The sequence below is a fragment of the Variovorax sp. J2P1-31 genome (assembly GCF_030317215.1).
GTDB lineage: Bacteria > Pseudomonadota > Gammaproteobacteria > Burkholderiales > Burkholderiaceae_C > Variovorax.
Genome location: NZ_JASZYA010000001.1, coordinates 2,101,545 through 2,127,336 on the forward strand (window position 1 = coordinate 2,101,545; position 25,792 = coordinate 2,127,336).

24 protein-coding genes and 3 tRNA genes are annotated in these 25,792 nt (G+C 68.9%); 13 read left to right on the top strand and 14 right to left on the bottom strand.

Annotated features, from left to right (window positions below; all coding sequences use genetic code 11):
• Positions 1-96 precede the first annotated feature (96 nt).
• Positions 97-1,122: an RluA family pseudouridine synthase gene (locus QTI20_RS09760; protein ID WP_503011379.1), complete on the bottom strand. Its 1,026-nt coding sequence runs from the start codon at positions 1,120-1,122 to the stop codon at positions 97-99.
• A gap of 23 nt (positions 1,123-1,145) precedes the next feature.
• Here QTI20_RS09760 and QTI20_RS09765 point away from each other — a divergent pair, with 23 nt between their 5' ends.
• Positions 1,146-1,955, top strand: a complete 810-nt coding sequence (locus QTI20_RS09765) for an outer membrane protein assembly factor BamD (RefSeq protein WP_286548200.1) — start codon at positions 1,146-1,148, stop codon at positions 1,953-1,955.
• Between the two features lie 24 nt (positions 1,956-1,979).
• Here the strand turns inward: QTI20_RS09765 and yoaA are convergent, their stop codons facing one another.
• Together yoaA and QTI20_RS09775 are read right to left on the bottom strand one after the other, a co-directional pair.
• The gene (gene yoaA, locus QTI20_RS09770; RefSeq protein WP_286550946.1) at positions 1,980-3,977 is read right to left on the bottom strand and encodes a DNA repair helicase YoaA; all 1,998 of its coding nucleotides are present in this window, start codon (positions 3,975-3,977) and stop codon (positions 1,980-1,982) included.
• Positions 3,978-4,093: 116 nt separating this feature from the next.
• Entirely contained in the window at positions 4,094-4,297 is a 204-nt protein-coding gene (locus QTI20_RS09775; protein ID WP_286550945.1) for a DUF465 domain-containing protein, read from the bottom strand.
• Between the two features lie 139 nt (positions 4,298-4,436).
• Between QTI20_RS09775 and QTI20_RS09780 the strand changes: the two genes are divergently transcribed.
• The gene (locus QTI20_RS09780) at positions 4,437-5,213 is read left to right on the top strand and encodes a PP2C family protein-serine/threonine phosphatase (protein ID WP_286548199.1); all 777 of its coding nucleotides are present in this window, start codon (positions 4,437-4,439) and stop codon (positions 5,211-5,213) included.
• Between the two features lie 7 nt (positions 5,214-5,220).
• Here QTI20_RS09780 and QTI20_RS09785 read toward each other — a convergent pair whose 3' ends face one another.
• Positions 5,221-5,475: a TIGR04438 family Trp-rich protein gene (locus tag QTI20_RS09785; RefSeq protein WP_286548198.1), complete on the bottom strand. Its 255-nt coding sequence runs from the start codon at positions 5,473-5,475 to the stop codon at positions 5,221-5,223.
• A gap of 105 nt (positions 5,476-5,580) precedes the next feature.
• Between QTI20_RS09785 and QTI20_RS09790 the strand changes: the two genes are divergently transcribed.
• Positions 5,581-5,886 carry a c-type cytochrome gene (locus QTI20_RS09790; RefSeq protein ID WP_286548197.1) on the top strand — a complete coding sequence of 102 codons (306 nt, stop codon included), beginning with the start codon at positions 5,581-5,583 and terminating at the stop codon, positions 5,884-5,886.
• Between the two features lie 6 nt (positions 5,887-5,892).
• On the opposite strand, the gene QTI20_RS09795 is transcribed toward QTI20_RS09790, so the two are convergent.
• Positions 5,893-6,387, bottom strand: a complete 495-nt coding sequence (locus QTI20_RS09795) for a LapA family protein (protein WP_286548196.1) — start codon at positions 6,385-6,387, stop codon at positions 5,893-5,895.
• Between the two features lie 98 nt (positions 6,388-6,485).
• Positions 6,486-8,492, bottom strand: a complete 2,007-nt coding sequence (gene acs / locus QTI20_RS09800; RefSeq protein WP_286548194.1) for an acetate--CoA ligase — start codon at positions 8,490-8,492, stop codon at positions 6,486-6,488.
• A gap of 152 nt (positions 8,493-8,644) precedes the next feature.
• Between acs and QTI20_RS09805 the strand changes: the two genes are divergently transcribed.
• Entirely contained in the window at positions 8,645-9,280 is a 636-nt protein-coding gene (locus QTI20_RS09805) for a YqhA family protein (RefSeq protein ID WP_183028786.1), read from the top strand.
• Positions 9,281-9,296: 16 nt separating this feature from the next.
• Here the strand turns inward: QTI20_RS09805 and QTI20_RS09810 are convergent, their stop codons facing one another.
• On the bottom strand, positions 9,297-10,214 hold the full coding sequence (locus QTI20_RS09810) for a LysR family transcriptional regulator (protein WP_286548193.1): 918 nt from the start codon (positions 10,212-10,214) through the stop codon (positions 9,297-9,299).
• A 107-nt stretch (positions 10,215-10,321) separates the two neighbouring features.
• Between QTI20_RS09810 and QTI20_RS09815 the strand changes: the two genes are divergently transcribed.
• Positions 10,322-10,939, top strand: coding sequence for an NAD(P)-dependent oxidoreductase (locus QTI20_RS09815; protein WP_286548192.1), 618 nt, complete (start codon positions 10,322-10,324; stop codon positions 10,937-10,939).
• A gap of 139 nt (positions 10,940-11,078) precedes the next feature.
• Here the strand turns inward: QTI20_RS09815 and fumC are convergent, their stop codons facing one another.
• The gene (fumC, locus tag QTI20_RS09820) at positions 11,079-12,476 is read right to left on the bottom strand and encodes a class II fumarate hydratase (RefSeq protein WP_286548191.1); all 1,398 of its coding nucleotides are present in this window, start codon (positions 12,474-12,476) and stop codon (positions 11,079-11,081) included.
• 542 nt (positions 12,477-13,018) lie between these two features.
• Here fumC and proV point away from each other — a divergent pair.
• Genes proV through proX form a run of 3 tightly spaced genes read left to right on the top strand, consistent with a single transcriptional unit; the run spans position 13,019 to position 16,512 of the window.
• The gene (gene proV, locus QTI20_RS09825) at positions 13,019-14,272 is read left to right on the top strand and encodes a glycine betaine/L-proline ABC transporter ATP-binding protein ProV (protein WP_286548190.1); all 1,254 of its coding nucleotides are present in this window, start codon (positions 13,019-13,021) and stop codon (positions 14,270-14,272) included.
• 24 nt (positions 14,273-14,296) lie between these two features.
• Entirely contained in the window at positions 14,297-15,475 is a 1,179-nt protein-coding gene (proW, locus tag QTI20_RS09830) for a glycine betaine/L-proline ABC transporter permease ProW (RefSeq protein WP_286548189.1), read from the top strand.
• A 23-nt stretch (positions 15,476-15,498) separates the two neighbouring features.
• Positions 15,499-16,512, top strand: coding sequence for a glycine betaine/L-proline ABC transporter substrate-binding protein ProX (gene proX / locus QTI20_RS09835; protein WP_286548187.1), 1,014 nt, complete (start codon positions 15,499-15,501; stop codon positions 16,510-16,512).
• Between the two features lie 3 nt (positions 16,513-16,515).
• Here the strand turns inward: proX and QTI20_RS09840 are convergent, their stop codons facing one another.
• A complete protein-coding gene (locus QTI20_RS09840) occupies positions 16,516-16,875 on the bottom strand; it encodes a hypothetical protein (protein ID WP_286548185.1) in 360 nt (119 codons plus the stop codon).
• A 167-nt stretch (positions 16,876-17,042) separates the two neighbouring features.
• Here QTI20_RS09840 and QTI20_RS09845 point away from each other — a divergent pair, with 167 nt between their 5' ends.
• The 5 genes from QTI20_RS09845 (at position 17,043) to QTI20_RS09865 (ending at position 22,196) form a co-directional block, all read left to right on the top strand.
• Positions 17,043-18,185, top strand: a complete 1,143-nt coding sequence (locus QTI20_RS09845) for a helix-turn-helix transcriptional regulator (protein ID WP_286548184.1) — start codon at positions 17,043-17,045, stop codon at positions 18,183-18,185.
• A 135-nt stretch (positions 18,186-18,320) separates the two neighbouring features.
• Positions 18,321-18,980: a hypothetical protein gene (locus QTI20_RS09850; protein WP_286548183.1), complete on the top strand. Its 660-nt coding sequence runs from the start codon at positions 18,321-18,323 to the stop codon at positions 18,978-18,980.
• An 84-nt stretch (positions 18,981-19,064) separates the two neighbouring features.
• Positions 19,065-20,618: a fumarate hydratase gene (locus tag QTI20_RS09855; RefSeq protein ID WP_286548182.1), complete on the top strand. Its 1,554-nt coding sequence runs from the start codon at positions 19,065-19,067 to the stop codon at positions 20,616-20,618.
• A gap of 2 nt (positions 20,619-20,620) precedes the next feature.
• Complete coding sequence (gene murI, locus QTI20_RS09860; protein ID WP_286550944.1) at positions 20,621-21,412, top strand: glutamate racemase; 792 nt, start codon at positions 20,621-20,623, stop codon at positions 21,410-21,412.
• 7 nt (positions 21,413-21,419) lie between these two features.
• A complete protein-coding gene (locus QTI20_RS09865; RefSeq protein ID WP_286548181.1) occupies positions 21,420-22,196 on the top strand; it encodes a PA3715 family protein in 777 nt (258 codons plus the stop codon).
• A gap of 24 nt (positions 22,197-22,220) precedes the next feature.
• Here the strand turns inward: QTI20_RS09865 and QTI20_RS09870 are convergent, their stop codons facing one another.
• The 5 genes from QTI20_RS09870 to lon form a co-directional block, all read right to left on the bottom strand.
• Positions 22,221-22,859, bottom strand: coding sequence for a DUF6806 family protein (locus tag QTI20_RS09870; protein WP_183028798.1), 639 nt, complete (start codon positions 22,857-22,859; stop codon positions 22,221-22,223).
• Positions 22,860-22,880: 21 nt separating this feature from the next.
• A tRNA-Leu gene (locus tag QTI20_RS09875) sits at positions 22,881-22,969 on the bottom strand.
• Between the two features lie 73 nt (positions 22,970-23,042).
• A tRNA-Cys gene (locus tag QTI20_RS09880) sits at positions 23,043-23,116 on the bottom strand.
• 88 nt (positions 23,117-23,204) lie between these two features.
• Positions 23,205-23,280: transfer RNA gene (locus tag QTI20_RS09885), tRNA-Gly, on the bottom strand.
• A gap of 58 nt (positions 23,281-23,338) precedes the next feature.
• Positions 23,339-25,780, bottom strand: a complete 2,442-nt coding sequence (gene lon / locus QTI20_RS09890) for an endopeptidase La (protein WP_286548180.1) — start codon at positions 25,778-25,780, stop codon at positions 23,339-23,341.
• Positions 25,781-25,792 lie beyond the last annotated feature (12 nt).

The following is a 25,792-nucleotide window of genomic DNA, read 5'->3' on the forward strand; positions in this document are numbered from 1 at the left end:
GGATGGAAATCTCGGAATGGAGAAGCGGCGTTGCCGCCGGCACGCGGCGGGCAGAACGCAAGGCCGGCACGGAAGGCCGGCGCGGCACTCGGGCCGTCAGGCGCGATTGTAATCCAGCCCCCAGTTCTGGAAGGCTTCGTGCAGATCGGCGGGCGGCGGCGCGAGAAAGGTCATGGGTTCTTTGGTCTGCGGATGCACGAAGGCCAGCCGGAACGCATGCAGCCCCTGGCGGCTCAGGCCGGCCGCCGGCGCGCCGCCGTAGAGCGCATCGCCGACCAGCGGATGGCCGATCGACGCCATGTGCACGCGGATCTGGTGCGTGCGTCCGGTCTCCAGGGTGCAGCGTACCGCGCAGCCGTCGTTCGTGCCGTCGAGCCGCTCGATCAGCGTGCGGGCGGTCTTGCCCGGATGGCGTTCGAGGTCGACCACCGCCATGCGCAGCCGGTTGCGCGGATCGCGCCCGATCGGCGCATCGACCTGGCGCGCCGCGGCGCCCTGCCAGGGCTTGTGCGCCAGCGCGAGGTACTGGCGCGAGACCTCGCGCGCGGCGATCAGCTGCACCAGCGCGTCCATCGTGGCGCGCGTGCGTGCCACCACCATCAGCCCGCTGGTGTCGCGGTCGAGCCGGTGCACGATGCCCGCGCGCGGCAGCAGCGCGGCCTGCGGGTCGAGCGCCAGCAGGCCGTTGAGCAGCGTGCCGCTCCAGTGGCCCGGCGCCGGATGCACCACCAGGCCGGCCGGCTTGTCGATCACCCGCAGGTGGGCATCCTCATGCACCACGCGGATCTCCATCGGCTCGGCCTTGAAGGCCTGGCTCTGCGGCGTGGGCCGCAGTTCGATCTGCCCGGCCTCGCCCACGTGCACCGTGGCCGAGGGCTTGGTGACCACGCGGCCCTTGAGCTGCACGGCACCGGCATCGATCAGCTGCTGCAGGTAGTTGCGGGAAAACTCGGGAACCAGCGCGGCCAGCGCGCGGTCCAAGCGCTGGCCGTGCTGCGCCACGCCGATGGCGAAGGCGCGCAGCTCGCTGGCCTCGCCGGGGTCGGCCCCCTCTTCGACTTCGGTCGCATCGGCCGGGGGGAAAGTGCCGCCCGAAGGGGCGGTCGATATAATCGAGGGCAGTTGTTTCAAGAAAGCTTCATGTGATGTTTCGCGTCAAATTATCGGTTGTCCCGAGCTGGATGGTGCTTTGCGCCACGGCATGGCTGGTGGCCGGCTGCTCGACCACCAAGGTCGACCAGACCGCGAACTGGAGCCCCAACAAGATCTACGCCGAGGCCAAGGACGAAGCCGGCTCCGGCGCCTTCGACAAGGCGATCCCGCTGTACGAGAAGCTCGAAGGCCGGGCCGCCGGCACGCCGCTCGCCCAGCAGGCCCAGCTCGAGAAAGCCTATTCGCAGTACAAGTCGGGCGAGAAGCCGGCCGCCATTGCGACCCTGGATCGCTTCATGAAGCTGCACCCGGCCAGCCCGGCGCTCGACTACGCGCTCTACCTCAAGGGCGTGATCAACTTCAACGACGACCTGGGCATGTTCGCGTTCATGACGCGCCAGGACCTGTCGGAACGCGACCAGAAGGCGGCCAAGGAATCGTTCCAGGCCTTCAAGGAACTGGTCACGCGCTTCCCCGAATCGCGCTACACGCCCGACGCCCGCCAGCGCATGAACTACGTGGTCAACTCGCTGGCCCAGTACGAAGTGCACGTGGCGCGCTACTACTACCAGCGCGGCGCCTACCTGGCGGCCATCAACCGCTCGCAGCTGGCGCTGGCCGACTACCGCGAGGTGCCGGCCCTCGAGGAAGCGCTCTACATCATGGTGCAGTCGTACGCGGCCCTGGGCCTGGACGACCTGCGCGACGATGCCAAGCGCGTGCTGACCACCAACTACCCCCAGAGCGAGTACCTGTCGCGCGGCTTCCGCACCAAGGACGATCCGTGGTGGAAGCTCTGGTGATCGCCACCCGGGCCTGAGACCCGTTCAGGCCCCGTCGCCGGCCCGGAGCTCGGCCACGGCGGCATCGAAATCCGCCTCCCCCTCGAGCCGGCGCATGGGCGGCAGCGCCGCCACCAGCCGGCGGCCATAGCCCATCACGGCCAGGCGGGTGTCGCAGATGGCCAGCACCCCCCGGTCGGACTCGCGCCGGATCAGTCGTCCGGCCCCCTGCTTGAGCGCCACCGCCGCCTCGGGCAGCGAATAGTCGCCGAAGGCATTGCGCCCCTGCGCTTCCAGACGCTGCGAGCGCGCCTCCACCAGCGGATCGTTGGGCGGCGGAAACGGCAGCTTGTCGATCACCACCAGCTGCAGCGCATCGCCGGGCGCATCGAAACCTTCCCAGAACGAGGCCGAGGCCACCAGCACGCAGCCCGGGCGGCCAGCGCCCGCGCCTTCGCGGAAACGGTCCATCAGCACGCGCTTGGGCAGCTCGCCCTGCACCAGCACCTCGGGCCGCCGCTCGGGCGGCTCGCCCTCGAGCCGGCGGCGCATCTCGTCGCCCACGGTGCGCAGCGCGCGCAAGGTGGTCGTGAGGACCAGCGTGCGCCCGCCCAGCACGGCGGCGCCGCGCGCGGCCAGCGCCGCCACGCGCGCGCCGTGCGCCGGATCGTTGGGCTTGGGAAAGTCGCGCGGCACGTAGAGCGCGGCCTGGCGTGCGTAATCGAAGGGGCTCTGGACCCGCAGCACCTCGGCATCGGTCAGGCCGCAGGGTTCGGTGAACCAGCGCAGCTGCGGGTCGTCGCCCAACGTGGCCGAGGTGAAGACCCAGGCGCGCCCGCGGTCCTCGGCATCCTCCGAGTCCTTCTTCAGCACGCGCTTGCGCACCGCCTCCGCGATGTCCAGCGGCGACTCGACCAGCCGCAGCTGCGAACCCACGTCGACCCATCGCACCGAGCCCAGCGCGCAGGGCTGCGCGAAGCGGTCGACACGGGCGGCCAGCTGCTGGGCGCGCTCGTGCAGGCGCACGAAGTCGGGCGAGATCTCGCTCACGGTCGCCAGCCCTTCGGCGGCGTCCTCGAAGGCCTGCTGCAGTTCGTCGAGCGCCTCCTGCCACGGCGCCTGGGCCACGCCCTCGGGGGCCGGGCCGGCCCAGCGCAGCTTGGCGCCCGGCCATCGCTGGCCGACCGACATCCGCAGCTCGCGCGCGCCGCGCTCGACCGCCGCCACCAGCGAGGTCCAGTCGACCAGGCCCCGGGCATGCTGCAGGCCGGCCGCGAGCACGTCGCGCGCGAAGTCGAGCGCCTGGCCGCTGCCCATCTGCACGCCGAGGAACTGCACGCCCGTCTCGTTGAGCTGGTGGGCCTCGTCGAAGACCACCACGCGCACCGAGGGCAGCAGCTCGGCCATGCCCGACTCGCGCACCGCGAGGTCGGCGAAGAACAGGTGATGGTTGATGACCACCACGTCGGCCGCCAGCGCCTCGCGCCGCGCGGCGTTGACGTGGCAGGGCTTGAACTGCGGGCACTGGGCGCCCAGGCAGTTCTCGCGCGTGGAGGTGATCAGGGGCAGCAGCGGCGAGCGCTCGTCCAGGCCCGGCAGCTCGGCCAGGTCGCCGGTGCGAGTGGCGGTGGCCCACTGCTCGATCTTGGCCAGCGTGCGCAGGCTGCCGCGCTCGGGCAGCGAGGCATCGTGGCGCGCCTGCCCCAGGCGGTGCTGGCACAGGTAGCTGCCGCGCCCCTTGAGCAGGGCCATGCGCACCGGCAGTTTCAGCGCATCGACCAGGCGCGGCAGATCGCGGCCGAAAAGCTGGTCCTGCAAGGTCTTGGTGGCGGTCGAGAGCAGCACGCGTTCGCCGCTCAGCAGCGCGGGCACCAGGTAGGAGAAGGTCTTGCCGACGCCGGTGCCGGCCTCGACCACCAGCACGCCGCCCTCGTCGATGGTGCGCGCGACAGCCAACGCCATCTGGGTCTGGCCGTGGCGTTCGCGGAACTCGTCGGCCGCATGCGAGAGCGCCCCGCCTTCGGCGAACACCTCGGCCACCATCTCGGACAGGCCACCCGCGGCGGCCCGCGGCCGGTCGCGCGTGGGCGCGCCGCCCATCAGCGCGGCATCGTCCTCGTCGTCGTCCCACGCCGAGTTGGCATCGGTGTCGGCCACCATCAGGCGGGTTCTTTCGGATCCATCGTCCGCTCGAGGCGCGCGATCTGGTCGCGCAGCGCCAGGCGGCGTTTCTTGAGCCGGCGCAGCAGCAGTTCGTCCTGCGGCATCAGGCCGTCCAGCCGATCGACCGTGGCGTCGAGATCGGCATGCTCCATGCGCAATGCGATCAGTTGGCGGGAAGGGGAATGAAGATTGGAGTCCAAGGAACGCAATAAGTCGGGCATCGGCGTCGGCCGACGCCTTGGCGCGGTCGGCGACGGCGCAGCTTCACTCGATAATACGTCCTCGCATCGCCCCCCGCGATGCCCGCCCCTACCAGCGCGCCATCGGCGCATCAGCGTCATGACACGAGGTTTCAGACTTTCCGCCGCGACCGCCCTGCACCAGGGCGACCGCCCCTATCAGCAGGACCAGGTCGCCGTGCTCAGCCACCCCCGCGCCGTCGGCTGCGTGCTGGGCGTGATCGCCGACGGCATGGGCGGGCGCAGCGGCGGCCGCAAGGCCTCCGACCAGGTGCTCATGACCGCGCAGCAGCTGTTCGCGCGCTACCGGCCGGTGCACGACGACCCCTCGGCGCTGCTGCGCCAGTTGCTGGACGAGGCGCACACCGTCATCAAGCTCACGGCCCTGTCGAGCGAGCAGGAACCGCACAGCACGCTGGCCGCCTTCCTGGTGAACCCCAAGGGCGACTGCACCTGGATCCACGCCGGCGATTCACGCATCTACCATTTCCGCCACGGCCGGCTGGTGCAGCGCACGCGCGACCATTCCTATGTCCAGACGCTGATCGACCGCGGCGAGATCACCGAGGCGCAGGCCAACGCACATCCGCAGGCCAACATCCTGCTCGGCTGCCTCGGCATGACCAGCACCCCGCCGCCGGTGGAGCTTCACTTCATCCACCAGCTGGTGCCGGGCGACCTGCTGCTGGCCTGCAGCGACGGCCTCTGGCACTACTTCGACAACGAGGAAATGGGCGCGGTGCTGGCCGAGCAGGCGCCGCGCGCGGCGGCCGAACTGCTGGTGGCCGAGGTACGGCGCCGCGCACGCGGAGGCGGCGACAACATCTCGCTGGCCGTGCTCAAGGTCGAAGCGCTGCCTGAAGAGCCGGCGCACTAGGGTCCGTTCAACGCCGCGTGCGCTGGCCGTCGCGGTTCGGCAAGCCCATGTTGGCGCGCTGGCGGTCGATGCGCACCTGCTTGCGCCGCGCCTCGCGCTCCATCACCTTGCGCTTGGTGTAGCCCGACGAATCGGCCCAGGCCCACCACGCCAGCGCCAGCGCGAAGGGCGACAGCACGAGCCACCAGCTCCAGCCGGCCACCGCACCCACTTCGAAGTACTTGAGGCCGACGCCCAGCAGGCCCAACAACAGAAACCACATCGCGAATCCCTTCGGGGTTTGCAGGCAACGCGGACCGGGGCCTCGGCATGGCTACCTACAATCGCGTTGCATCGAATGTAACCCAGCCCTCGAGAAGAACACCCCATGAAAAAAGTCCTGTCGGCCGCCCTCCTGAGCCTCAGCCTGGCGGCGCCGGCCTTCGCCGACCTGGCCCTGGCCACTTCGAAGAACTGCATGAGCTGCCATGCGGTCGAACGCAAGGTGCTCGGCCCCTCGTTCAAGGACGTGGCCGCGAAGTACAAGGACGACAAGGGCGCGGTCGACACCCTGGCCAACAAGATCCGCAAGGGCGGTTCGGGCGTCTGGGGCCCGGTGCCGATGCCGGCCAACAACCAGGTCAGCGAAGCCGACGCCAAGAAGCTGGCGGGCTGGATCCTCTCGACCAAATAGGCGTCATCAGAAGCGTGGCTCGGTCCCGCCCGCGCGACGTTCCAGCCGGTCTTCCAGCTGGCCCATGTGGGCCGCCATCGTGTTGTCGGTCTGGTCGACCCGCAGGCGCAGCGAGGCTTCCAGCTGTTCGACCCGCGCCAGCAGCGCGGCGTGGCGTTCGGCGTTGCGGCTCATGTGGGTGTTCTCCTGCGCCTCGAGGAAGTTGCGCAGCTCGGTGAAGCGCGAGGCCTCGGCCTTGTCGGCGAGGTCGCGCTGCGTCTGCATCTCGCGCGTGTGGCGGCGCGTCTCGAGCAGCACCGAACTCTGCAGGTAGACCACGTAGGCCACGAAGAGGATGCCCAGCAGCACCGTCAGGCCCAGCATGATCAGCCCCAGCGGCGCCGTGACCTGCATGAAGCCCAGCGACATCAGCACGGGGCTCGCGATCCAGCCCCAGTTGAGCGCGGCCAGCGCCGCGATCACCAGCACCACCAACAACAAGATGCCTGTTCTCAGACCCATGCGGTCCTCCCTTTCGCCAAAGCCAATGAAGACCGCGTTTTAACGCATGGGCCGCAAGGCCCGTGTGGGACAGCGGCGCGAGGGCCGCCGCCGCGGGCTCAGTAGGCCTTGCCCAGCTGCTCGAGGATGGCCGGGTTCTCCAGCGTCGAGGTGTCCTGCGTGATCGCCTCGCCCTTGGCCAGCGAGCGCAGCAGGCGCCGCATGATCTTGCCGCTGCGCGTCTTGGGCAGGTTCTCGCCGAAGCGGATGTCCTTGGGCTTGGCGATCGGGCCGATCTCCTTGGCCACCCAGTTGCGCAGCTCGGTCGCCAGCTTCTTGGCCTCTTCGTCGCTGGTCGGGCGGCCGCGCTTGAGCACCACGAAGGCGCAGACCGCCTCGCCCGTCACGTCGTCGGGCCGGCCCACCACCGCGGCTTCGGCCACCAGGTCGGTCTTGGCCACCAGCGCCGATTCGATCTCCATCGTGCCCAGGCGGTGGCCCGAGACGTTGAGCACGTCGTCGATGCGGCCCGTGATGCGGAAGTAGCCGCGGTCGGCGCTGCGCACCGCGCCGTCGCCGGCCAGGTAGATCGTGCCGCCCATCTCCTCGGGGAAGTAGCTCTTCTTGAAGCGCTCGGGGTCGTTCCAGATGGTGCGGATCATCGAGGGCCAGGGCCGCTTGATCACCAGCATGCCGCCCGCGCCGTTGGGCAGGTCCTTGCCGGTCTCGTCGACGATGGCCGCCGCGATGCCCGGCAGCGCCAGCGTGCACGAGCCCGGCACCAAGGGCGTCGCGCCCGGCAGCGGCGTGATCACGTGGCCGCCGGTTTCGGTCTGCCAGAAGGTGTCGACGATCGGACATTTCTCGTGGCCGATGTTCCGGTGGTACCACATCCAGGCTTCCGGATTGATCGGCTCGCCCACCGAGCCCAGGATGCGCAGGCTGGCCAGGTCCCAGTTCTTCGGATGCACCTTCTCGTCGGAATCGGCGGCCTTGATCAGCGAGCGGATCGCCGTGGGCGCGGTGTAGAAGATCGACACCTTGTGCTTCTCGATCATCTGCCAGAAGCGTCCCGCATGCGGGAAGGTCGGGATGCCCTCGAACACCACCTGCGTGGCGCCGGCGGCCAGCGGGCCGTAGGCGACGTAGGTGTGGCCGGTGATCCAGCCGATGTCGGCGGTGCACCAGAACACGTCGTCGGGGCGCAGGTCGAAGGTCCAGTCCATCGTGAGCTTGGCCCACAGCAGGTAGCCGCCGGTGGCGTGCTGCACGCCCTTGGGCTTGCCGGTGGAGCCCGAGGTGTAGAGGATGAACAGCGGATGCTCGGCGCCCACCGGTTCGGGCGGGCACTCGTGGCTCTGGCCTTCGAGCGCGGAGATGGCCTCGGTGAAGGTCTTGTCGCGGCCTTCGACGCGCTTCCAGTCGCTCAACGTGCGCTCGTAGACCAGCACGCTCTTGATCGATTCGCAGCCGCCCAGCGCGATGCCGTCGTCGACGATGGCCTTGAGCGGCAGCTCCTTGCCGCCGCGCAGCTGGTAGTTGGCGGTGATGACCGCGACCGCGCCGGCGTCGATGATGCGCTCCTGCAGCGCCTTGGCCGAGAAGCCGCCGAACACCACGCTGTGGGTGGCGCCGATGCGCGCGCAGGCCTGCATCGCGATCACGCCCTCGACCGTCATCGGCATGTAGATGATGACGCGGTCGCCCTTCTGGATGCCTTCGGCCTTGAGCGCGTTGGCGAACTGGCACACGCGGGTCAGCAGGTCGCGGTAGCTGATCTTCGTGACGCTGCCGTCGTCGGCCTCGAACACGATCGCGGTCTTGTGCTCGACCGGCGTGCCCATGTGGCGGTCCAGGCAGTTGGCCGAGGCGTTGAGCTCGCCGTCGCCGAACCATTGGTAGAAGGGCGCGTTCGATTCGTCGAGCGTGCGGGTGAAGGGCTTCGTCCAGTCGAGGTTCTCGCGCGCCAGGCGAGACCAGAAGGCGTCGGGGTCCTGCGCGGCCTCGGCGCACAGCGCGTCGTAGGCGGCCATGCCGCTGATGCGGGCGCCCTGCTGGGCGCGGGCGTCGGGCGGGAACACGCGGTTCTCCACCAACACGGATTCGATGTTCGATGCTTGGCTCATTGTTGTCTCCTGCCGGGGAATGGAATGCGGCCGTAATGTCGGCGTTGCCACTTACGGACGACTGACGGGACATGGTAGCGCCGGTAAGGGCTTCTCCGCGACGTCACGAAGCCGCCCCTAGAATCGCGCGTCCTCCGCTCCCCCCTTTTGCGATGTCCGCTCCCGACCGTATCGACCCCCTGAACCCACCCGTCGCGCGCCGCTCCCCGCTGCGCCCGCTGCCCAAGCTGATCTTCGCCAGCCGCTGGCTGCAGCTGCCGCTGTACCTGGGCCTGATCATCGCGCAGGCGGTGTACGTGGTGCACTTCCTGGTCGAGCTGCTGCATCTGGTGGAAGCCGCCTTCGGCAGCCAGACCGCGCTGCAGGCGCTGATCAACAGCATCGGCTACAAGACCAGCGCGCCGGTCACCTCGCTCAACGAGACGGTGATCATGCTGGTGGTGCTGGCGCTGATCGACGTGGTGATGATCTCCAACCTGCTGATCATGGTGATCGTGGGCGGCTACGAGACCTTCGTGAGCCGCATGGAACTCGAAGGCCACCGCGACCAGCCCGAATGGCTGAGCCATGTGAACGCCTCGGTGCTCAAGGTCAAGCTGGCCACGGCCATCATCGGCATCAGCTCGATCCACCTGCTCAAGACCTTCATCAACGCCGACAACTACACCGATCGCGTGCTGATCGCCCAGACCGTGATCCACATCACTTTCCTGCTGTCGGCCATCGCCATCGCCTACACCGACAAGCTGATGACGGGCAACGCGGCGCACGAAGACCTGTCGCACTGAGCGCGACGCGCGCGCCCTACCCGGCCGGTGGCCGGTCCCAGGCCGGCGGCTCGGTGAAGCGCTCGGCCAGGAAGTCCAGCATGCTGCGCAGCGTGGCCGGCATGTGCTTGCGGGAGGCATACACCGCATGCATGCCGATCGCCTGCGGCTCGTGCGCGGGGAACAGCGGCACCAGCGCGCCCGACTGCAGCTGCGCCGGCGTGAGGTAGGTCGGCAGCATCGCGATGCCCGCGCCGGCCCGCGCCAGCTGCATCAGACTCACCGCGTCGTTGGCCGACACGTTGCCGCCCACGGCCACCGAGACGGGCGTGCCGTCGTCCTTGCGCGTGAAGTTCCAGAGGCTGCGGCTGAAGTAGGAATGCGTGAGGCAGTTGCGTTCGGCCAGTTCCTCCACCTGCTGCGGCCGGCCGTGCGCCGCCAGGTAGGCCGGCGAGGCGCAGACCACCGAGCGGCACACCGTGAGCCGGCGCGCGATCAGGCTGGGATCGATCTCGGCCGCGGTGCGGATCGCGAGGTCGATGCGTTCGTCGACCAGGTCGACGGTGCGGTCCAGCAGCACCAGGTCGACCGTCACCGCGGGATAGCGCCGCACATAGTCCGCGATCGCGTCGGCCAGCTGCGCCTGCGCGAAGGAGGTGCCGGCGGTGATGCGCAACTGGCCGCGCGGCGCCTCGGCCGGGTTGCGCACCGCGGCCTGCATGTCGCCCGCGAGCTCCAGCACCTGGCGGCAGCGCGGCAACAGTTCCTCGCCCGCGGCCGTGAGGCTCAGGCGGCGCGTCGTGCGGTGCAGCAGCCGCGCGCCGGTCCACTGCTCGAGCTCGGCCACGTAGCGCGTGACCACCGGGCGCGACATGTCGAGCTTGTCGGCCGCGGCCGAAAGGCTGCCGGCGTCCACCACGTTCACGAACACCCGCATCGCATTCAATCGGTCCATTCGAACGATTTTAGGAATAAACAAGCGCGAATTTCGAGGTATTTCTTTCGAAAGCAGAAACCTAAGATGCGGTGCATCCCATCCACTTTTGCTCTTCTGGAGATCCCATGAGCCACATCGCCATCATCGGCGCCACCGGACGCGCCGGCGGCCGCCTGCTCGAAGAAGCGCTGCGCCGCGGCCACACCGTGACGGCCATCGCACGCCAGGCCAGCGCCAAGCTGGCCGGCCGCGCCAACGTGAAGGCCGTCGACCTCGACGTGCTCGACGGCGCCGCGCTCGAGAAAGCCCTGGCCGGCCACGACGCCGTGTTCAGCGCCGCGCATTTCGCCACCGTGCCGCCGGCCGCCATCATCGAGCCCGCGAAGCGCGCGGGCGTGAAGCGCCTGCTGGTGGTCGGCGGCGCCGGCAGCCTGTTCGCCGCGCCCGGCCTCAAGGTCATCGAGACGCCCGGCTTCCCCGAGGCCTACAAGGCCGAGGCCTCGGCCGGCGGCGCGTTCCTCGAGGCGCTGCGCAACGAGAAGACGCTGGACTGGACCTTCCTCTCGCCCTCGGCCGAGTTCGTCGAAGGCGAGCGCACCGGCAAGTTCCGCCTGGGCCAGGACGACCTGCTGGTGAGCGCCGAAGGCCGCAGCTGGATCACGTTCGAGGACTACGCGATCGCGTTCATCGACGAGCTGGAGAAGCCGGCGCATTCGCGCCAGCGCTACACCATCGGGTACTGAGCGGGATCGGACAGCCGGACGCAGAAGGAAGACAAAGGATACGCAGAAGTCGCAGAAGAAACCCAAGACAATTTTTGGTTTTCCTTCTGCGACCTCTGCGAAACCTTCGCGACCTCTGCGTCCGGATGTCCGGTTTTCCTCAGCGGCCGGTCATGTTCTCCGGCACCACCCACTGGTCGAACTGCTCGGCCGTCAGGTGCCCCGAAGCGATGGCCGCTTCGCGCAGGCTCGAGCCTTCCTTGTGCGCCTTCTTGGCGATATAGGCCGACTTGTCGTAGCCGATGTGCGTGTTCAGCGCGGTCACCAGCATCAGCGAGCGCTGCACCAGCTCCGTGATGCGCTCGCGGTTGGGCTCGATGCCCACCGCGCAATGGTCGTTGAAGCTCACCATGCCGTCGGCCAAGAGGCGCACGCTCTGCAGGAAGTTGTGGGCCACCATCGGGCGGAACACGTTGAGCTCGAAGTTGCCGGATGCGCCGCCGATGTTGATGGCCACGTCGTTGCCGAACACCTGCGCGGCCAGCATCGTGACGGCTTCGCTCTGGGTCGGGTTGACCTTGCCCGGCATGATCGACGAGCCGGGTTCGTTCTCGGGAATGCTCAGTTCACCGATGCCGCTGCGCGGGCCGCTGGCGAGCCAGCGCACGTCGTTGGCGATCTTGTTCATGCTGGCGGCCAGCGTCTTGAGCGCGCCGTGCGCATGCACCAGCGCGTCGACGCTGGCCATGGCTTCGAACTTGTTCGGCGCGGTGATGAACGGCAGGCCGGTGAGCTTCGCCAGTTCGGCCGCCACCTGTTCGGCATAGCCCTTGGGCGCGTTGAGGCCGGTGCCGACGGCCGTGCCGCCCAGCGCCAGTTCGCTCAGGTGCGGCAGCGCGGCGCGCACATGCGCTTCGCCATGTGCCAGCTGCGCCACATAGCCCGAGAACTCCTGGCCCAAGGTGAGGGGCGTCGCGTCCTGCAGGTGGGTGCGACCGATCTTCACGATGTCGGCGAAGTCTTCCGCCTTCTTCGCGAGCGTGCCGCGCAGCTTGGCGATCGCAGGCAGCAGCTTGTGGGTGATGGCCTCGACGGCGGCCACGTGCATGGCGGTGGGGAACACGTCGTTGCTCGACTGGCTGCGGTTGACGTCGTCGTTGGGATGCACCAGGCGCCCTTCGCCGCGCTCGCCGCCGAGGATCTCGCTGGCGCGGTTGGCCAGCACCTCGTTTACGTTCATGTTGGTCTGCGTGCCCGAGCCGGTCTGCCACACCACCAGCGGGAACTCGCCCGGGTGCTGGCCGGCGATCACCTCGTCGGCGGCCGCCACGATGGCCTGGGTCTTCTTCTCGTCCTGCAGGCCCAGCGCGTGGTTGACCACGGCCGACGCGCGCTTGACCTGGGCCAGCGCCTTGATGATCTCGCGCGGCTGCTGCTCGCCGGAGATGTCGAAGTTCTGCAGCGAGCGCTGCGTTTGCGCGCCCCACAGCTTGTCGGCCGGCACGTCGATCGGACCGAAGGTATCGCGCTCGGCACGGGTCTTGGGGGAAGTCGTCATGGTGAGAAAAGCTCCGCAATCTTGGAAAAAATGCGCCCGCTCGCCGGGTGCGGCCTGCAGTATCGCCCCGATAAGAATGGCTCTCATCTGACACGGCCATTGCGCGGGCGACTACAGCACCGTACACCCCGCGGCTTGACATCCATCATGTCGAAAAGTTATGATCGAAGGCTTTCGCGGACTTGGAAGTCATGTTGACGCTCCAGGTCCCGCCTGCACTACTCGCGGATCTCGAATCCCGTCGCGGTGCCAGGTTGTCCTCGCCGGGCCCAGCCCGGCAAACCGGCCGGATGTTTCCGGCCCCATTGCCACGTCACGCTCTTCCAGGCGGCGCCCCTCGACCAGGCCCGCCGCTCTGCGAATGAAGCATCCGGCGGGCACTGGTTTCGTCGCCATGTCGTCTTCAGTGCCTGTCGGCAGCCCTTGAGGGCTCGCCGGGCCATCGCACGCGCTTTGTTCGGCAGCTCCATGGGCTGATGGCGTGGCCGTTGCCGCCTCCAGGGGCGGCGCCGTGTCCAACCCTCACAAAGGAGCCCCGCGTTATGGCCAAAGGCATTCTCATCGACCACGTCTTCAAGGTCTTCGGCGACCAGCCGGAGCAAGCCCTGGAACTGGTCCGCCAAGGTTTGTCGAAGCAGGACATCCTGGCGCGCACCGGCCAGTCGATCGGCGTGTTCGACGCCACCTTCGAGATCCAGGCCGGCGAGATCTTCGTCATCATGGGACTCTCGGGCTCGGGCAAGTCGACGCTGGTGCGGCTGCTCAACCGGCTGATCGAGCCGACCGCGGGCCGCATCGTGATCGACGGCGCCGACATCAACGAACACTCCGACGCCAAGCTGCGCGCACTGCGCCGCAAGGACATCAGCATGGTGTTCCAGTCCTTCGCGCTGATGCCGCACATGACGGTGCGCGAGAACACCGCCTTCGGCCTCGAACTCTCGGGCACGGGCAAGAAGGAGCGCCTGGCGCAGGCCGAGCTCGCGCTCGCGCAGGTGGGCCTCGCGGGCTGGGGCGACAGCTACCCCGACGAACTTTCGGGCGGCATGCAGCAGCGCGTGGGCCTGGCGCGCGCGCTGGCCTCCGACCCCTCGATCCTGCTGATGGACGAGGCCTTCTCCGCGCTCGACCCGATCATCCGCACCGAGATGCAGTCGGAGCTGCTGCGGCTGCAGCAGGAACAGCGCCGCACCATCGTCTTCATCTCGCACGACCTCGACGAAGCCATGCGCATCGGCGACCGGATCGCGATCATGAAGGACGGCCATGTGATCCAGGTCGGCACGCCCGACGAGATCCTGCGCAGCCCGGCCGACGACTATGTGCGCAGCTTCGTGCGCGGCGTCGACGCGGCGGCCGTGTTCAAGGCCGCGGACATCGCGCGCAAGTCGCTCACCGTGGTGAGCGAGCATCCGGAGCGCGGCGCGCGCGCGGCGCTGAAGCTGCTCGAGGACCAGGACCGCGACTTCGCCTACGTGACCAGCCCGACCAAGCGCTTCCTGGGCGTGGTCTCGGCCGACACCCTGCGCGCCGCGCTCGACGGCCACTCGGGCCCGCTGGGCCTGCAGCGCGCCTTCATCGCCGACCTGCCGCAGATCGATGCCGACGCGCCCGTGGCTGGCCTGATCGGCCCGCTCGCACAGGCGCCCTGCGCGCTGCCCGTGGTGGCCGGCGACGGCCGCTTCTGCGGCGCGATCAGCAAGACCACGCTGCTCAAGTTCCTCGACCGCGACACGCCGCCGATCGAGGTCGTCGCCCCCCACGCCGCCCCCGCCCTGGCCGCCGAGCCGCACTGAATTCCCGCCGAAGGACCCTGAACGATGAACGACAGCACACTGCCTTCCGAACTGAACGCGCCGGACCTGATGGCGCCCGCGTTGAACCCGCCCGCCGCCCCCGCCTACGTCGACCCGTGGGAAGCGATCTCGGCCGCGCCCGACACCTCGGCCACCAGCGCCTGGCTCGATGCGCCGGCGAATGCCGCCCACGCGCTCGCGGGCTCGGCCGACGCCGCCGCGGGCAACGGCTTCGCGCTGCACCGCCTCTGGGACGGCTCGCTGCCGGTCGAGGCCTGGATCAACAGCGGCCTGGGTTGGGTGGTCGAGCATTTCCGCCCCTTCTTCCAGACCGTGCGCCTGCCCATCGACGGCACGCTGAACTGGGTGCAGGGCCTGCTCACCGGCCTGCCCACGCTGGCCATGATCGCGCTGATCGGCCTGCTGGCCTGGCAGTTCGCGGGCCGCGCACTGGCCATCGGCACCACCGTGGCACTGCTGCTCGTGGCCATGCTGGGCATCTGGCCCGAAGCGATGGTGACGCTGTCGCTGGTGCTGACCTCGCTGGTGTTCTGCATGGTCATCGGCCTGCCGCTGGGCGTGCTGCTGGCCAGCAGCGACCGTGCGCAACGCATCATGCGGCCGGTGCTCGACGCGATGCAGACCACCCCCGCCTTCGTCTACCTGGTGCCGGTGGTGATGCTGTTCGGCATCGGCAACGTGCCGGGCGTGATCGTGACCATCATCTTCGCGCTGGCCCCGCTGGTGCGGCTGACCAACCTCGGGTTGCGCCAGGTGCGCCCCGACCTGATCGAGGCCGCGCGCGCCTACGGTGCCTCGCCCTGGCAGATGCTGGTCAAGGTGCAGCTGCCGCTGGCCATGCCCTCGATCATGGCGGGCATCAACCAGGCGCTGATGCTGTCGCTGTCGATGGTGGTGATCGCCTCGATGATCGCGGTGGGTGGCCTGGGCCAGATGGTGCTGCGCGGCATCGGCCGGCTCGACATGGGCCTGGCCACCGTGGGCGGCCTGGGCATCGTGCTGCTCGCCATCACGCTGGACCGCCTGACGCAGGCCATGGGCCGGTCGCGCCGCAGCGCCGGCCACCGCTGGTGGCACACCGGGCCGGCCGGCCTCGCGCTGCGCCTGCTGCAACGGCTGCTGAGCCCCTCGTCGCGCGACGCCGGCACGCCCGCGCCCGCGCTGTCCACGCAAGCGCAATGAAGCGTCCAGGAGACACACTGACCATGAAGAAAATCCATGTCATCGCACGCGGCCTCGTGGCCCTGGGCTGCATCGCCTTCGCGCTGGCCGCCCAGGTGGCCCACGCCGCCGGCGATCTGCCCGGCAAGGGCGTGACCGTGCTGCCGCTCAAGAGCTCCCTGGCCGAGGAGGCCTTCCAGACGCTGCTGGTGATGCGCGGCCTCGAGCGGCTCGGCTACACCGTCGAGCCCATGAAGGACCTCGAACCCGCCACCCAGCACCTGGCGATCGCCAACGGCGACGCCACCTTCATGACCAACCACTGGAGCCTGCTGCACGCCGACTTCTACAAAAACAGCGGCGGCGACGCCAAGCTGTGGCGCAAGGGCGTGTATTCCGACGGCGCGGTGCAGGGCTACCTGATCGACCGCAAGACCGCCGAGCAGTACCACATCACCCACATCGAGCAGCTGCGCGACCCGGCGATCGCCAAGCTGTTCGATGCCGACGGCGACGGCAAGGCCGACCTCACGGGCTGCAACCCCGGCTGGGGCTGCGAGCTGTCCATCGAGAGCCACCTGACGGCCTACGGCCTGCGCGACACCGTGACGCACAAGCAGGGCAGCTATGCCGCGCTGATGGCCGACACCATCGCGCGTTTCAAGCAGGACAAGCCGATCCTCTACTACACCTGGACGCCCTACTGGGTCAGCGCCGTGCTGCGCCCGGGCACCGACGTGGTGTGGCTGCAGGTGCCCTCGGCGCCGGTGCAGGACGGCGTCGCCGACACGCGGCTGCCCAACGGCAGGAACTACGGCTTCCTGGCCAACCAGGAACGGATCGTCGCCAACAAGGCCTTCGCCGAGCAGAACCCGGCGGCCGCGAAGCTGTTCGAGCTCATGAAGCTGCCGATCGGCGACATCAACGCGCAGAACCTGCGCATGAGCCAGGGCGCCAACACGCAGCAGGACGTGGAGCGCCATGCCGACGGCTGGATCCAGGCCCACCAGGCGCTGTTCGACGGCTGGATCGCCGAGGCCCGCGCCGCCGCGCCTTAGGCCTCAACGCCGGTCGGCGCCCAGGGCGGCCGCGCGCTGGCGCCAGGCCAGGCCGCCCGCCAGCAGCAGCACGAGGCCCAGGCCCAGCAAGAACATGCCCAGGGCGTTGCCGCCCACTTCGCTGTTGTTGCTGGCGCTGATGGCGCGCGCGGCGGCGTTGGCATCGGTGGCCGTCATGGCGGTGGCGAAGGCCGATTCCTTGCATCGGCCCAGCATCTCCGCGCCCTGGTCCTTCATGCGCTCCTGGCATTTCGCCACCGTGGCGGCATCGGCGCTCGGCGCGCTCGCGCCGAAGCTCAGGAAGGCGCCCGCGATCATCAGGACCAGGCCGATACCGAGCAGGACCAGGGGATTCTTCTTCATCGTTCTTGTCTCCGGAGGGTTGGGTGCGCGCCCTGCCAGCCAGTGCGCGGGCCAGCATAGCAGCGGGTCGCGGCCCGGCCGGGCCTGGGCGCCGCGGCGCCGCCCCGCAGCGCCAAGTCGCGCAGACGTCCTACACTCGCCCCCGGACACCCTGGAGGATCGCTTGGATGGCCAGTTCGGACATGGGCTTGATGAATGCGGTGATCGCGGCCTCGCGCGCGGCTTCGGACGCCGCGCGCTGGACCGACATGCTCACGGCGCTGTGCCGGCGCTTCGACGCGACGGCCGCCTGCCTCCACACGCCCCGCAGCACCACGCCGGACCGCGCGTTGTTCGTCGACCACGGCCTCCCGACCCACACCGTGCCCGACTATGTCGAATACTGGTCGCCGCGCGATCCCTGGATGGCCGGCGCCCTGCAGAAGGACATCTGCGTGCGCACCGGCGAATGCGGCATCGGCCGCGAGCTGTGCGACTGGGACACGCTGGACACCCTCGACTACTTCCATGAATTCGCGGCGCCCACGGGCGTCAAGGGCCTGCTCGCGATGATCGTCGACGACGGCTCGCGCCCCGCGGCCGCGCCGTTCACCGTGATCGGCCTGTACCGCCGGCCCGGGCTCGAGGAATTCAGCCGCCAGGACCAGCGCGTCTTCGCGTCGGTGCACGCGCCGCTCCAGCTCGCGCTGCACGCCCATTGGGCGCTCGGCCGCGGTCAGGAGGCCGGCCGCGCCTCGCAGGCCCTGCTCGAGCGGATTCCCAAGCCGATGATGGTCCTGTCGGGCAGCGCCGAAGTGCTGCATGCCAACGCCGAAGACACGGCCTTGCTGTCGCGCGAGGTCTGGGCCGGAACGCGGCACGGCAGGCTGGTGCGGCTGGGACAGCTGGACGCCCAGGCCGTGGCGGGCTCGCTGCGGCAGGTCGGCCAGGGTGTGCTGCAGACCCACGTGCTCTGGGAGCATGGCGCCGACGCGCTGAATGCCTCGGCCACGGCCCGGCTGGTCCCGCTGGAGGAAAGCCACGCCTGCCGCACCGCCTGGCCGCAGGCCGTCGCGCTGCTGCTGATCGACGAACCGCAGCAGGACCACCAGGCCCGCCGCCTGGACCGGATCGCGGCCCAGTACCGGCTGACGGAGGCGGAGCTGCGGCTGACCGGCGCGCTGGTCGACGGCATGACGCTCGGCGCGTTCGCCGAACGCCATGGCGTCTCGGTCCACACCGTGCGCACCCACCTGCGCAACATCTTCGACAAGACCGGCCTGCACCGGCAGGTCGACCTGATCCGGCTGGCCGCGGTGCCCGGCGGATAGGGTCCGGGCCGCCGTACTTCGTTTGGGCGATGCCAAGACGCGGCGCGGCGCCGACACTCGCGGGCGCCGCGCGGCGCCCCAGCGCCTGTGCGCACGGCGCCGCGCGCGCCTCCCCATCCCTGGAGCCTTCGCCACATGACACCCTCACGCCCCCGCGCCGGCCTGCGCCCGGCCCGCCCGATCGCGGCACTGCTGTCGTTCCTCGCCCTGCACGGCCTCGCCGCAGCCCAGTCGGCGTCGGAGTGCGTGCACGACGCAGCCGTCACCGAGCGCTTCATCCCGGTCGAGATGCTGACCGGCCTGCCGCTGCCGAGCACGCGCGAACTCCGCCTCGCCGAGGTCGACCGCAGCTACCCCTTCATCGACGTGCTGCCCGACGGCAGGATCGGCCGGGGCGAGGTGCTGCTCAAGGGGCCGGCGAAGTATTCGGGCTATGGCGGCAAGGAATTCGAGGTCTACGAACGCTCGGTGCCGCGCGCGGCCGAGCGCGTGGCCCTCACCCCCGACGGCACCGCCATCGGCCGGGTCTGGGACCAGCGCTTCGGCAATGCCTACAACGAGGGCAAGTTCCCGGTCGGCCTGTGGCAGCAGGGCCAGAAGCGCAGCTACGACACGCTCTACGGCCAGCGCAGCGCCGTGTCCTCGATCGAGATCGAGAAGCTCTCGTGCACCTACGACGGTGTCGCCGAATCGCTGCAATACCGCTGGCGCACCAACAACGGCGTCGACTACGGCTACATCTACGCGCCGGGCCGGGGCGTGGTGCAGGTGTTCACGTACAAGGGTGGGCGCTGAGCGCTGCGCCCGGAACGAAGGGGATGCATCCCCGGCGGGGGTGCAGGGGATAATGCGAGACCCCCGATTACAACGATTTCCCACATGACGACCACGATCCAGCAGGCCGACCTGATCGAATCGATCAGCGCCGCGCTGCAGTACATCAGCTACTACCACCCCGCCGACTACATCGCCCACCTGGCCCGCGCCTACGAGCGCGAGCAGAGCCCGGCGGCCAAGGACGCCATCGCGCAGATCCTGACCAACAGCAAGATGAGCGCCACGGGCCAGCGCCCGATCTGCCAGGACACCGGCATCGTCAACGTGTTCCTCAAGGTGGGCATGGACGTGCGCTGGGGCGGCTTCACCGGCAGCCTGGACGACGCCATCAACGAAGGCGTGCGCCGCGGCTACAACCACCCCGACAACACGCTGCGCGCCTCGGTCGTGGCCGACCCGCAGTTCGACCGCAAGAACACCAAGGACAACACGCCCGCGGTGATCTTCACCGAGATCGTGCCGGGCGACACGCTCGAAGTCACGGTCGCGGCCAAGGGTGGCGGCAGCGAGAACAAGAGCAAGCTGGCCATGCTCAACCCCGGCGACAACATCGTCGACTGGGTGCTCAAGACCGTGCCCACCATGGGCGCGGGCTGGTGCCCGCCGGGCATGCTGGGCATCGGCATCGGCGGTACGGCCGAGAAGGCCGCGCTGATGGCCAAGGAAAGCCTGATGGACGACCTCGACATGCACGAACTCCAGGCCAAGAAGGCCTCGGGCGCCGAGCTGAGCAAGGTCGAGGCGCTGCGCATCGAGCTCTACGAGAAGGTCAACGCGCTGGGCATCGGCGCGCAGGGCCTGGGCGGCCTGGCCACCGTGCTCGACATCAAGATCAAGATGTACCCGACGCACGCGGCCAGCAAGCCGGTGGCGATGATCCCCAACTGCGCGGCCACCCGCCATGCGCATTTCGTGATGGACGGCAGCGGCGCGGTCTACCTCGACCCGCCCTCGCTCGACCTCTGGCCCGACGTCGACTGGACGCCCGACTACAACAAGAGCAAGAAGGTCGACCTCGACACGCTCACGCCCGCCGAAGTGGCGAGCTGGAAGCCGGGCGACACGCTGCTGCTCAACGGCAAGATGCTGACCGGCCGCGACGCCGCCCACAAGCGCATCGCCGACATGCTGGCCAAGGGCGAGAAGCTGCCGGTGGACTTCACCAACCGCGTCATCTACTACGTCGGCCCGGTCGACCCGGTCGAGGGCGAAGCGGTGGGCCCGGCCGGCCCGACCACCGCCACCCGCATGGACGGCTTCACCGAGATGATGCTGGCGCAGACCGGCCTGATCGCGATGATCGGCAAGGCCGAGCGCGGCCCGACCGCCATCGAGGCGATCAAGAAGCACCAGAGCGCCTACCTGATGGCGGTGGGCGGCGCGGCCTACCTGGTGAGCAAGGCCATCAAGACCGCCAAGGTCGTCGGCTTCGCGGACCTGGGCATGGAAGCCATCTACGAGTTCGACGTGGTCGACATGCCCGTGACCGTGGCCGTCGACGCCGGCGGCACCAGCGTGCACATCACCGGCCCGGCCGAGTGGCAGAAGCGCATCGCCTCGGGCCAGCTCAAGACCATCACGCTGGAAGCGGCTTGACCCTGGCGGCGATCGGCGTCTTCGACAGCGGGGTCGGCGGCCTCAGCGTGCTGGCCGCGCTGCGGGCGGCGCTGCCGCACGAGCGCTTCGTCTATTTCGCCGACACGCCCTATGCGCCCTACGGCGAGCGCGGCGACGCCTATGTGATCGAGCGCACGCGCGCCGTGACCGGCGAGCTGATCGCGCGGCACGGCATCAAGGCGCTGGTGGTGGCCTGCAATACCGCGACCGCCGCGGCCATCCACCTGCTGCGCGCCGAGCATCCGGCGCTGCCGCTGGTCGGGCTGGAGCCCGCGCTCAAGCCCGCCGTGGCCGCCAGCCGCACGCGCCGCATCGCGGTGCTGGCCACGCGCGGCACGCTGGCCAGCGCCAAGTTCGCGGCGCTGCATGCGGCGCTGGCCGACCAGGCCCATTTCACGCTCGTGCCCTGCGACGGGCTCGCGCGCGCGATCGAGGTCGACGACCGGGCCCAGGTCGCGGCCCTGTGCGAGCGCTACGTGCACCAGGCGGGCCGCTTCGGCAGCGCCGACGGGCAGCTCGACACCCTGGTGCTCGGCTGCACCCACTACCCCTTCGCCGCCGAGGAACTGCGCCGGCACACCGGCGCCGCCGTGCGCTTCATCGACACCGGCGCGCCCGTCGCGCAGCAGACCCATCGGCTGCTGCAGGCCGCGGGTCGGCTCGCGGGCCCGCAGGCCATCGGGGGCGTGACGCTCGCTTCGAGCGGCCCGCTCGCGCCCCTGCAGGCCGCGGCGCTGCGCTGGCTCGGCCCGGCAGGGCTTCATCAGGGCTGAGGCGGCCATGCGACGCGTGCTGCGCCCCACCCTGCTCTCGCTCGGGCTGCTGGCTTTCGTGCCGCTCGGGCACGCCGCCTGCGAAAGCGGCCTGGCCGAGCGCATCCATGCGCGACTGCATCCCGACCGCGCGCTCGACGAACGGCTGGCCGCCTGCAAGCCCTGGCCGGCCTTCCCGGGCCGCATCGTGATCGTGCTGCCCATGCCGCGGCCCGTGAGCGATCCGTCGGCCACCAAGGTCTACGACCTCGAGGTGCTGCTGGTGCAGCGGCCCGACAACGGCAACACCGAGCGCGACACGCTGGTCAGCCGGCTGTTCCAGGCCGAGGCCATGGACGAGGACGGTGTGGCCATCCAGGAGATCAAGGTTGACACCGCGCGCTATGTGCTGGCCTCGGATGCGCGCGCCTTCGGCCTGCGCGTGCGCTACCGCGGCACCACCCATGCCGATGCCTTCGCCAGCGAGACGCTGCGCCTCTATGTGGCGCAGGGCGGCAAGCTGCGCGAAGTGCTGCAGGAGATCGAGCTCGACAGCGACAGCGGCGAATGGAATGCCGACTGCACGGGCCGCTTCCGCCAGCTGCGCACCATGCTGTCGACCCGGCCCGGCCGCAACGGCGCCTTCGCCGACCTGGTCCTCTCGCGCACGCGCACGCAAAGCCGTGCCCAGGTGCAGGACGACGGCAGCTGCGCGGAAAAAGCACAGCCGCCGCAGTACAGCACCGTGGTGCTGCGCTACGACGGCGAGCGCTTCAAGGTGCCCAAGAGCGTGCTGGCACCCTAGGCCGCACCGCGCGGGCGGTGCGCCTCAGTGCAGATGGCGCGGGCGGCGGCCGCCGCCATGGCCGCCGGCACCGGGGCCGCCCGGGCCGCCGCTGCCACGCGGGCGCTTGCCCAGTTCGAGCGAATTGACCAGCGCATCGAAGCGGTCGCCGAAGAGCTTGTCGATCTCGGCCACCACCCCGCCCAGTTCGGCGCCGTCGAAATGGCGCTCCATCAGGTGCACCACGTCCTCGACCAGCAGGTCGCGCTGGACCTGCATGATCGCGGCCGGGTTCGGGCCCACGAAGAGCATCAGGAAGTCGTCGCGCGACTCTTCCTCCGGATCGCCCTCTTCCTCGTCGAAGTCGGTGTCGTAGAAGGTGATCTCGATGGCCGCACCCTGCTCCGCGAGCTCGTTGAGCGCCATGCACATCTCGTCGAGTTCCTGGCGGAAATCCTCGTCGCCGGGCACGGTCCAGCACATCTGGAGCATGTGGTCCTTCTGCTCGAAGCGGATGCCGAGTTCTTCCTCGTAGGCACTGGTGGCGCCGTCGGCCAGCGAGCGGGCGCCGGCGTACTTCCACAGGGGCTTGAGCGCCTCCTGGATCTGCGCGAAGGTCACGTCGGCGCGCAGCGGCACATCGCCATGCACGTGGATCTCGAACGGAGCGTTGTAGCGAGGCATGTCTAGCTCCCTTGTAGTTGATGGTGCCCGGAACGGGAATCGAACCCGTATGCCCGTCTAAAGGCGGCGGATTTTAAGTCCGATGTGTCTACCAATTTCACCATCCGGGCCGGGATCTGAGAACGAAGATAACCCAAAACAAAAGAGCCCCGACAACGAATGTTGGCGGGGCTTGCTTTTCAGTGGAGGCGCGACCCGGAGTCGAACCGGGCTAGACGGATTTGCAATCCGTTGCATAACCGCTTTGCTATCGCGCCACGCTTGTTTGAAACGACTCGGCCTGTGACTTCGTCGCTGCTTTCTCCTGCGTAAAAAAGGGAAGCCTGGGCTTCCCTTTTTCAAAACTGGAGCGGGATAAGAGACTCGAACTCTCGACCTCAACCTTGGCAAGGTTGCGCTCTACCAACTGAGCTAATCCCGCGTTTCGAGCCTCGAATTATATGCCACTTTTTCGAGGTTTCGAGGCAGCGCGCAAATTTTCAGTGCTTGATCGAACCTTCGGAAGGCTGCGCGGCGCGCTGCTTCGACAGCTCGGCCAGCGCCGCGGCCGAGGCCGCCACTTCTTCGTCGGACAGCGGCGTGGGCAGCTTCTCCAGCGCGATCTCCAGCACCTTGTCGATCCACTTGACCGGCACGATCTCGAGGCCGTTCTTCACGTTCTCGGGGATGTCCTGCAGGTCCTTGGCGTTCTCTTCCGGAATGATCACGGTCTTGATGCCGCCGCGCAGCGCGGCCAGCAGCTTTTCCTTCAGGCCGCCGATGGCCGTGACCTCGCCGCGCAAGGTGATCTCGCCGGTCATCGCGACGTCGCCGCGCACCGGGATGCCGGTCAGCGCCGACACGAAGGCCGTCGTCATCGCGGCGCCCGCGCTCGGGCCGTCCTTGGGCGTGGCGCCGTCGGGCACGTGGATGTGGATGTCGCGCTTCTCGAACATCTCGTCCTTGATGCCCAGGCGGCGCGAGCGGCTGCGCACCACGGTGCGCGCGGCCTCGACCGATTCCTTCATCACGTCGCCCAGCGAACCGGTGCGGCTGATGATGCCCTTGCCGGGCATGGTCACGGCTTCGATGGTCAGCAGGTCGCCACCGACCTCGGTCCAGGCCAGGCCCACGACCTGGCCGACCTGGTTCTGCTTCTCGGCCAGGCCGAAGGTGTACTTGCGCACGCCCAGGAAGTCGTTGAGGTTGGAACCGTCGACAGTGACCTTGGGCGTCATCTTCTTGAGCAGCAGGCCCTTGACCACCTTGCGGCAGATCTTGGACAGCTCGCGCTCGAGCGAACGCACGCCGGCTTCACGCGTGTAGTAGCGCACCACGTCGCGCACCGCCTCCTCGGTGATCAGCAGTTCCTCGTCCTTCACGCCGTTGTTCTTCATCTGCTTAGGCAGCAGGTACTTCAGCGCGATGTGGGTCTTCTCGTCCTCGGTGTAGCCCGACAGGCGGATGACTTCCATCCGGTCCAGCAGCGCCGGCGGGATGTTCATCGAGTTCGAGGTGGCGACGAACATCACGTCGCTCAGGTCGAAGTCGACCTCGACATAGTGGTCGCCGAAGGTGTGGTTCTGCTCGGGGTCGAGCACCTCGAGCAGCGCGCTCGACGGGTCGCCGCGGAAGTCGGTGCCCAGCTTGTCGATCTCGTCGAGCAGGAACAGCGGATTGCGCGTGCCGATCTTGTTCAGGCTCTGCAGCACCTTGCCCGGCAGCGCGCCGATGTAGGTGCGGCGGTGGCCGCGGATCTCGGCCTCGTCGCGCATGCCGCCCAGCGCCATGCGGGTGTACTTGCGGCCGGTCGCCTTGGCGATCGACTGCCCGAGCGAGGTCTTGCCCACGCCCGGCGGGCCGACCAGGCACAGGATCGGCGCCTTGACCTTGTCCACGCGCTGCTGGACCGCGAGGTATTCCAGGATGCGGTCCTTGACCTTGTCCAGGCCGTAGTGGTCCTCGTTGAGCACCGCCTCGGCATTGGCCAGGTCGTGCTTGATCTTGGTCTTCTTGCTCCAGGGCAGGCCGATCAGCACGTCGATGTAGTTGCGCACCACCGTGGCCTCGGCCGACATGGGCGACATCAGCTTGAGCTTCTTGAGCTCGCCCTCGGCCTTCTTGAGCGCTTCCTTGGGCATCTTGGCGAGCTTGATCTTCTTCTCGATCTCCTCGATGTCCGCGCCGTCCTCGCCCTCGCCCAGTTCCTTCTGGATCGCCTTGACCTGTTCGTTGAGGTAGAAGTCGCGCTGGTTCTTCTCCATCTGGCGCTTCACGCGGCCGCGGATCTTCTTGTCGACGTTGAGGATGTCGACCTCGCGCTCGAGCTGGCCGTAGAGGTTCTCCAGCCGGGCCTTGATGTCGTCGAGGTCAAGCACCGCCTGCTTGTTGTCGAGCTTGAGCGGCAGGTGCGCGGCGATGGTGTCGGCCAGGCGGCCCGGATCGTCGATGCTCGAGATCGAGGTCAGGATCTCGGGCGGGATCTTCTTGTTCAGCTTGACGTACTGGTCGAATTGCTGCATCACCGCACGGCGCAGGGCCTCGATCTCGGTGCCCTTCTGGGCCGCGGCGTCGGCCACTTCGACCGGCGTCACGTTGGCGGTGAAGTGCGTCTCGCCGTCGTGGATGCTGTTGACGCGGGCGCGCTGCTGGCCCTCGACCAGCACCTTGACGGTGCCGTCGGGCAGCTTGAGCATCTGCAGGATGGTCGAGACGCAGCCGACCTCGAACATGTCCTCGACCGAGGGCTCGTCCTTGGCGGCCGCCTTCTGTGCGACCAGCATGATGCGGCGTTCGGCTTCCATCGCCAGTTCGAGCGCCTTGATGCTCTTGGGGCGTCCCACGAACAGCGGGATCACCATGTGGGGGAACACCACGACGTCACGCAGCGGCAGCAGCGGCAGGTCGATGGCGTCGGGAGGCAGGGGGGTGTGACCAGACATGCGAGTCCTCGA

What these genes read in the sequence shown, in the direction of transcription:
- QTI20_RS09765 (WP_286548200.1), top strand. Translation starts at nt 1,146, where the DNA reads ATGTTTCGCGTCAAATTATCGGTTGTCCCGAGCTGGATGGTGCTTTGC.
- yoaA (WP_286550946.1), bottom strand. Translation starts at nt 3,977, where the DNA reads ATGGTGGCCGAGGTGTTCGCCGAAGGCGGGGCGCTCTCGCATGCGGCC.
- QTI20_RS09780 (WP_286548199.1), top strand. Translation starts at nt 4,437, where the DNA reads ATGACACGAGGTTTCAGACTTTCCGCCGCGACCGCCCTGCACCAGGGC.
- QTI20_RS09785 (WP_286548198.1), bottom strand. Translation starts at nt 5,475, where the DNA reads ATGTGGTTTCTGTTGTTGGGCCTGCTGGGCGTCGGCCTCAAGTACTTC.
- QTI20_RS09790 (WP_286548197.1), top strand. Translation starts at nt 5,581, where the DNA reads ATGAAAAAAGTCCTGTCGGCCGCCCTCCTGAGCCTCAGCCTGGCGGCG.
- QTI20_RS09795 (WP_286548196.1), bottom strand. Translation starts at nt 6,387, where the DNA reads ATGGGTCTGAGAACAGGCATCTTGTTGTTGGTGGTGCTGGTGATCGCG.
- acs (WP_286548194.1), bottom strand. Translation starts at nt 8,492, where the DNA reads ATGAGCCAAGCATCGAACATCGAATCCGTGTTGGTGGAGAACCGCGTG.
- QTI20_RS09805 (WP_183028786.1), top strand. Translation starts at nt 8,645, where the DNA reads ATGTCCGCTCCCGACCGTATCGACCCCCTGAACCCACCCGTCGCGCGC.
- QTI20_RS09810 (WP_286548193.1), bottom strand. Translation starts at nt 10,214, where the DNA reads ATGGACCGATTGAATGCGATGCGGGTGTTCGTGAACGTGGTGGACGCC.
- QTI20_RS09815 (WP_286548192.1), top strand. Translation starts at nt 10,322, where the DNA reads ATGAGCCACATCGCCATCATCGGCGCCACCGGACGCGCCGGCGGCCGC.
- fumC (WP_286548191.1), bottom strand. Translation starts at nt 12,476, where the DNA reads ATGACGACTTCCCCCAAGACCCGTGCCGAGCGCGATACCTTCGGTCCG.
- proV (WP_286548190.1), top strand. Translation starts at nt 13,019, where the DNA reads ATGGCCAAAGGCATTCTCATCGACCACGTCTTCAAGGTCTTCGGCGAC.
- proW (WP_286548189.1), top strand. Translation starts at nt 14,297, where the DNA reads ATGAACGACAGCACACTGCCTTCCGAACTGAACGCGCCGGACCTGATG.
- proX (WP_286548187.1), top strand. Translation starts at nt 15,499, where the DNA reads ATGAAGAAAATCCATGTCATCGCACGCGGCCTCGTGGCCCTGGGCTGC.
- QTI20_RS09840 (WP_286548185.1), bottom strand. Translation starts at nt 16,875, where the DNA reads ATGAAGAAGAATCCCCTGGTCCTGCTCGGTATCGGCCTGGTCCTGATG.
- QTI20_RS09845 (WP_286548184.1), top strand. Translation starts at nt 17,043, where the DNA reads ATGGCCAGTTCGGACATGGGCTTGATGAATGCGGTGATCGCGGCCTCG.
- QTI20_RS09850 (WP_286548183.1), top strand. Translation starts at nt 18,321, where the DNA reads ATGACACCCTCACGCCCCCGCGCCGGCCTGCGCCCGGCCCGCCCGATC.
- QTI20_RS09855 (WP_286548182.1), top strand. Translation starts at nt 19,065, where the DNA reads ATGACGACCACGATCCAGCAGGCCGACCTGATCGAATCGATCAGCGCC.
- QTI20_RS09865 (WP_286548181.1), top strand. Translation starts at nt 21,420, where the DNA reads ATGCGACGCGTGCTGCGCCCCACCCTGCTCTCGCTCGGGCTGCTGGCT.
- QTI20_RS09870 (WP_183028798.1), bottom strand. Translation starts at nt 22,859, where the DNA reads ATGCCTCGCTACAACGCTCCGTTCGAGATCCACGTGCATGGCGATGTG.
- lon (WP_286548180.1), bottom strand. Translation starts at nt 25,780, where the DNA reads ATGTCTGGTCACACCCCCCTGCCTCCCGACGCCATCGACCTGCCGCTG.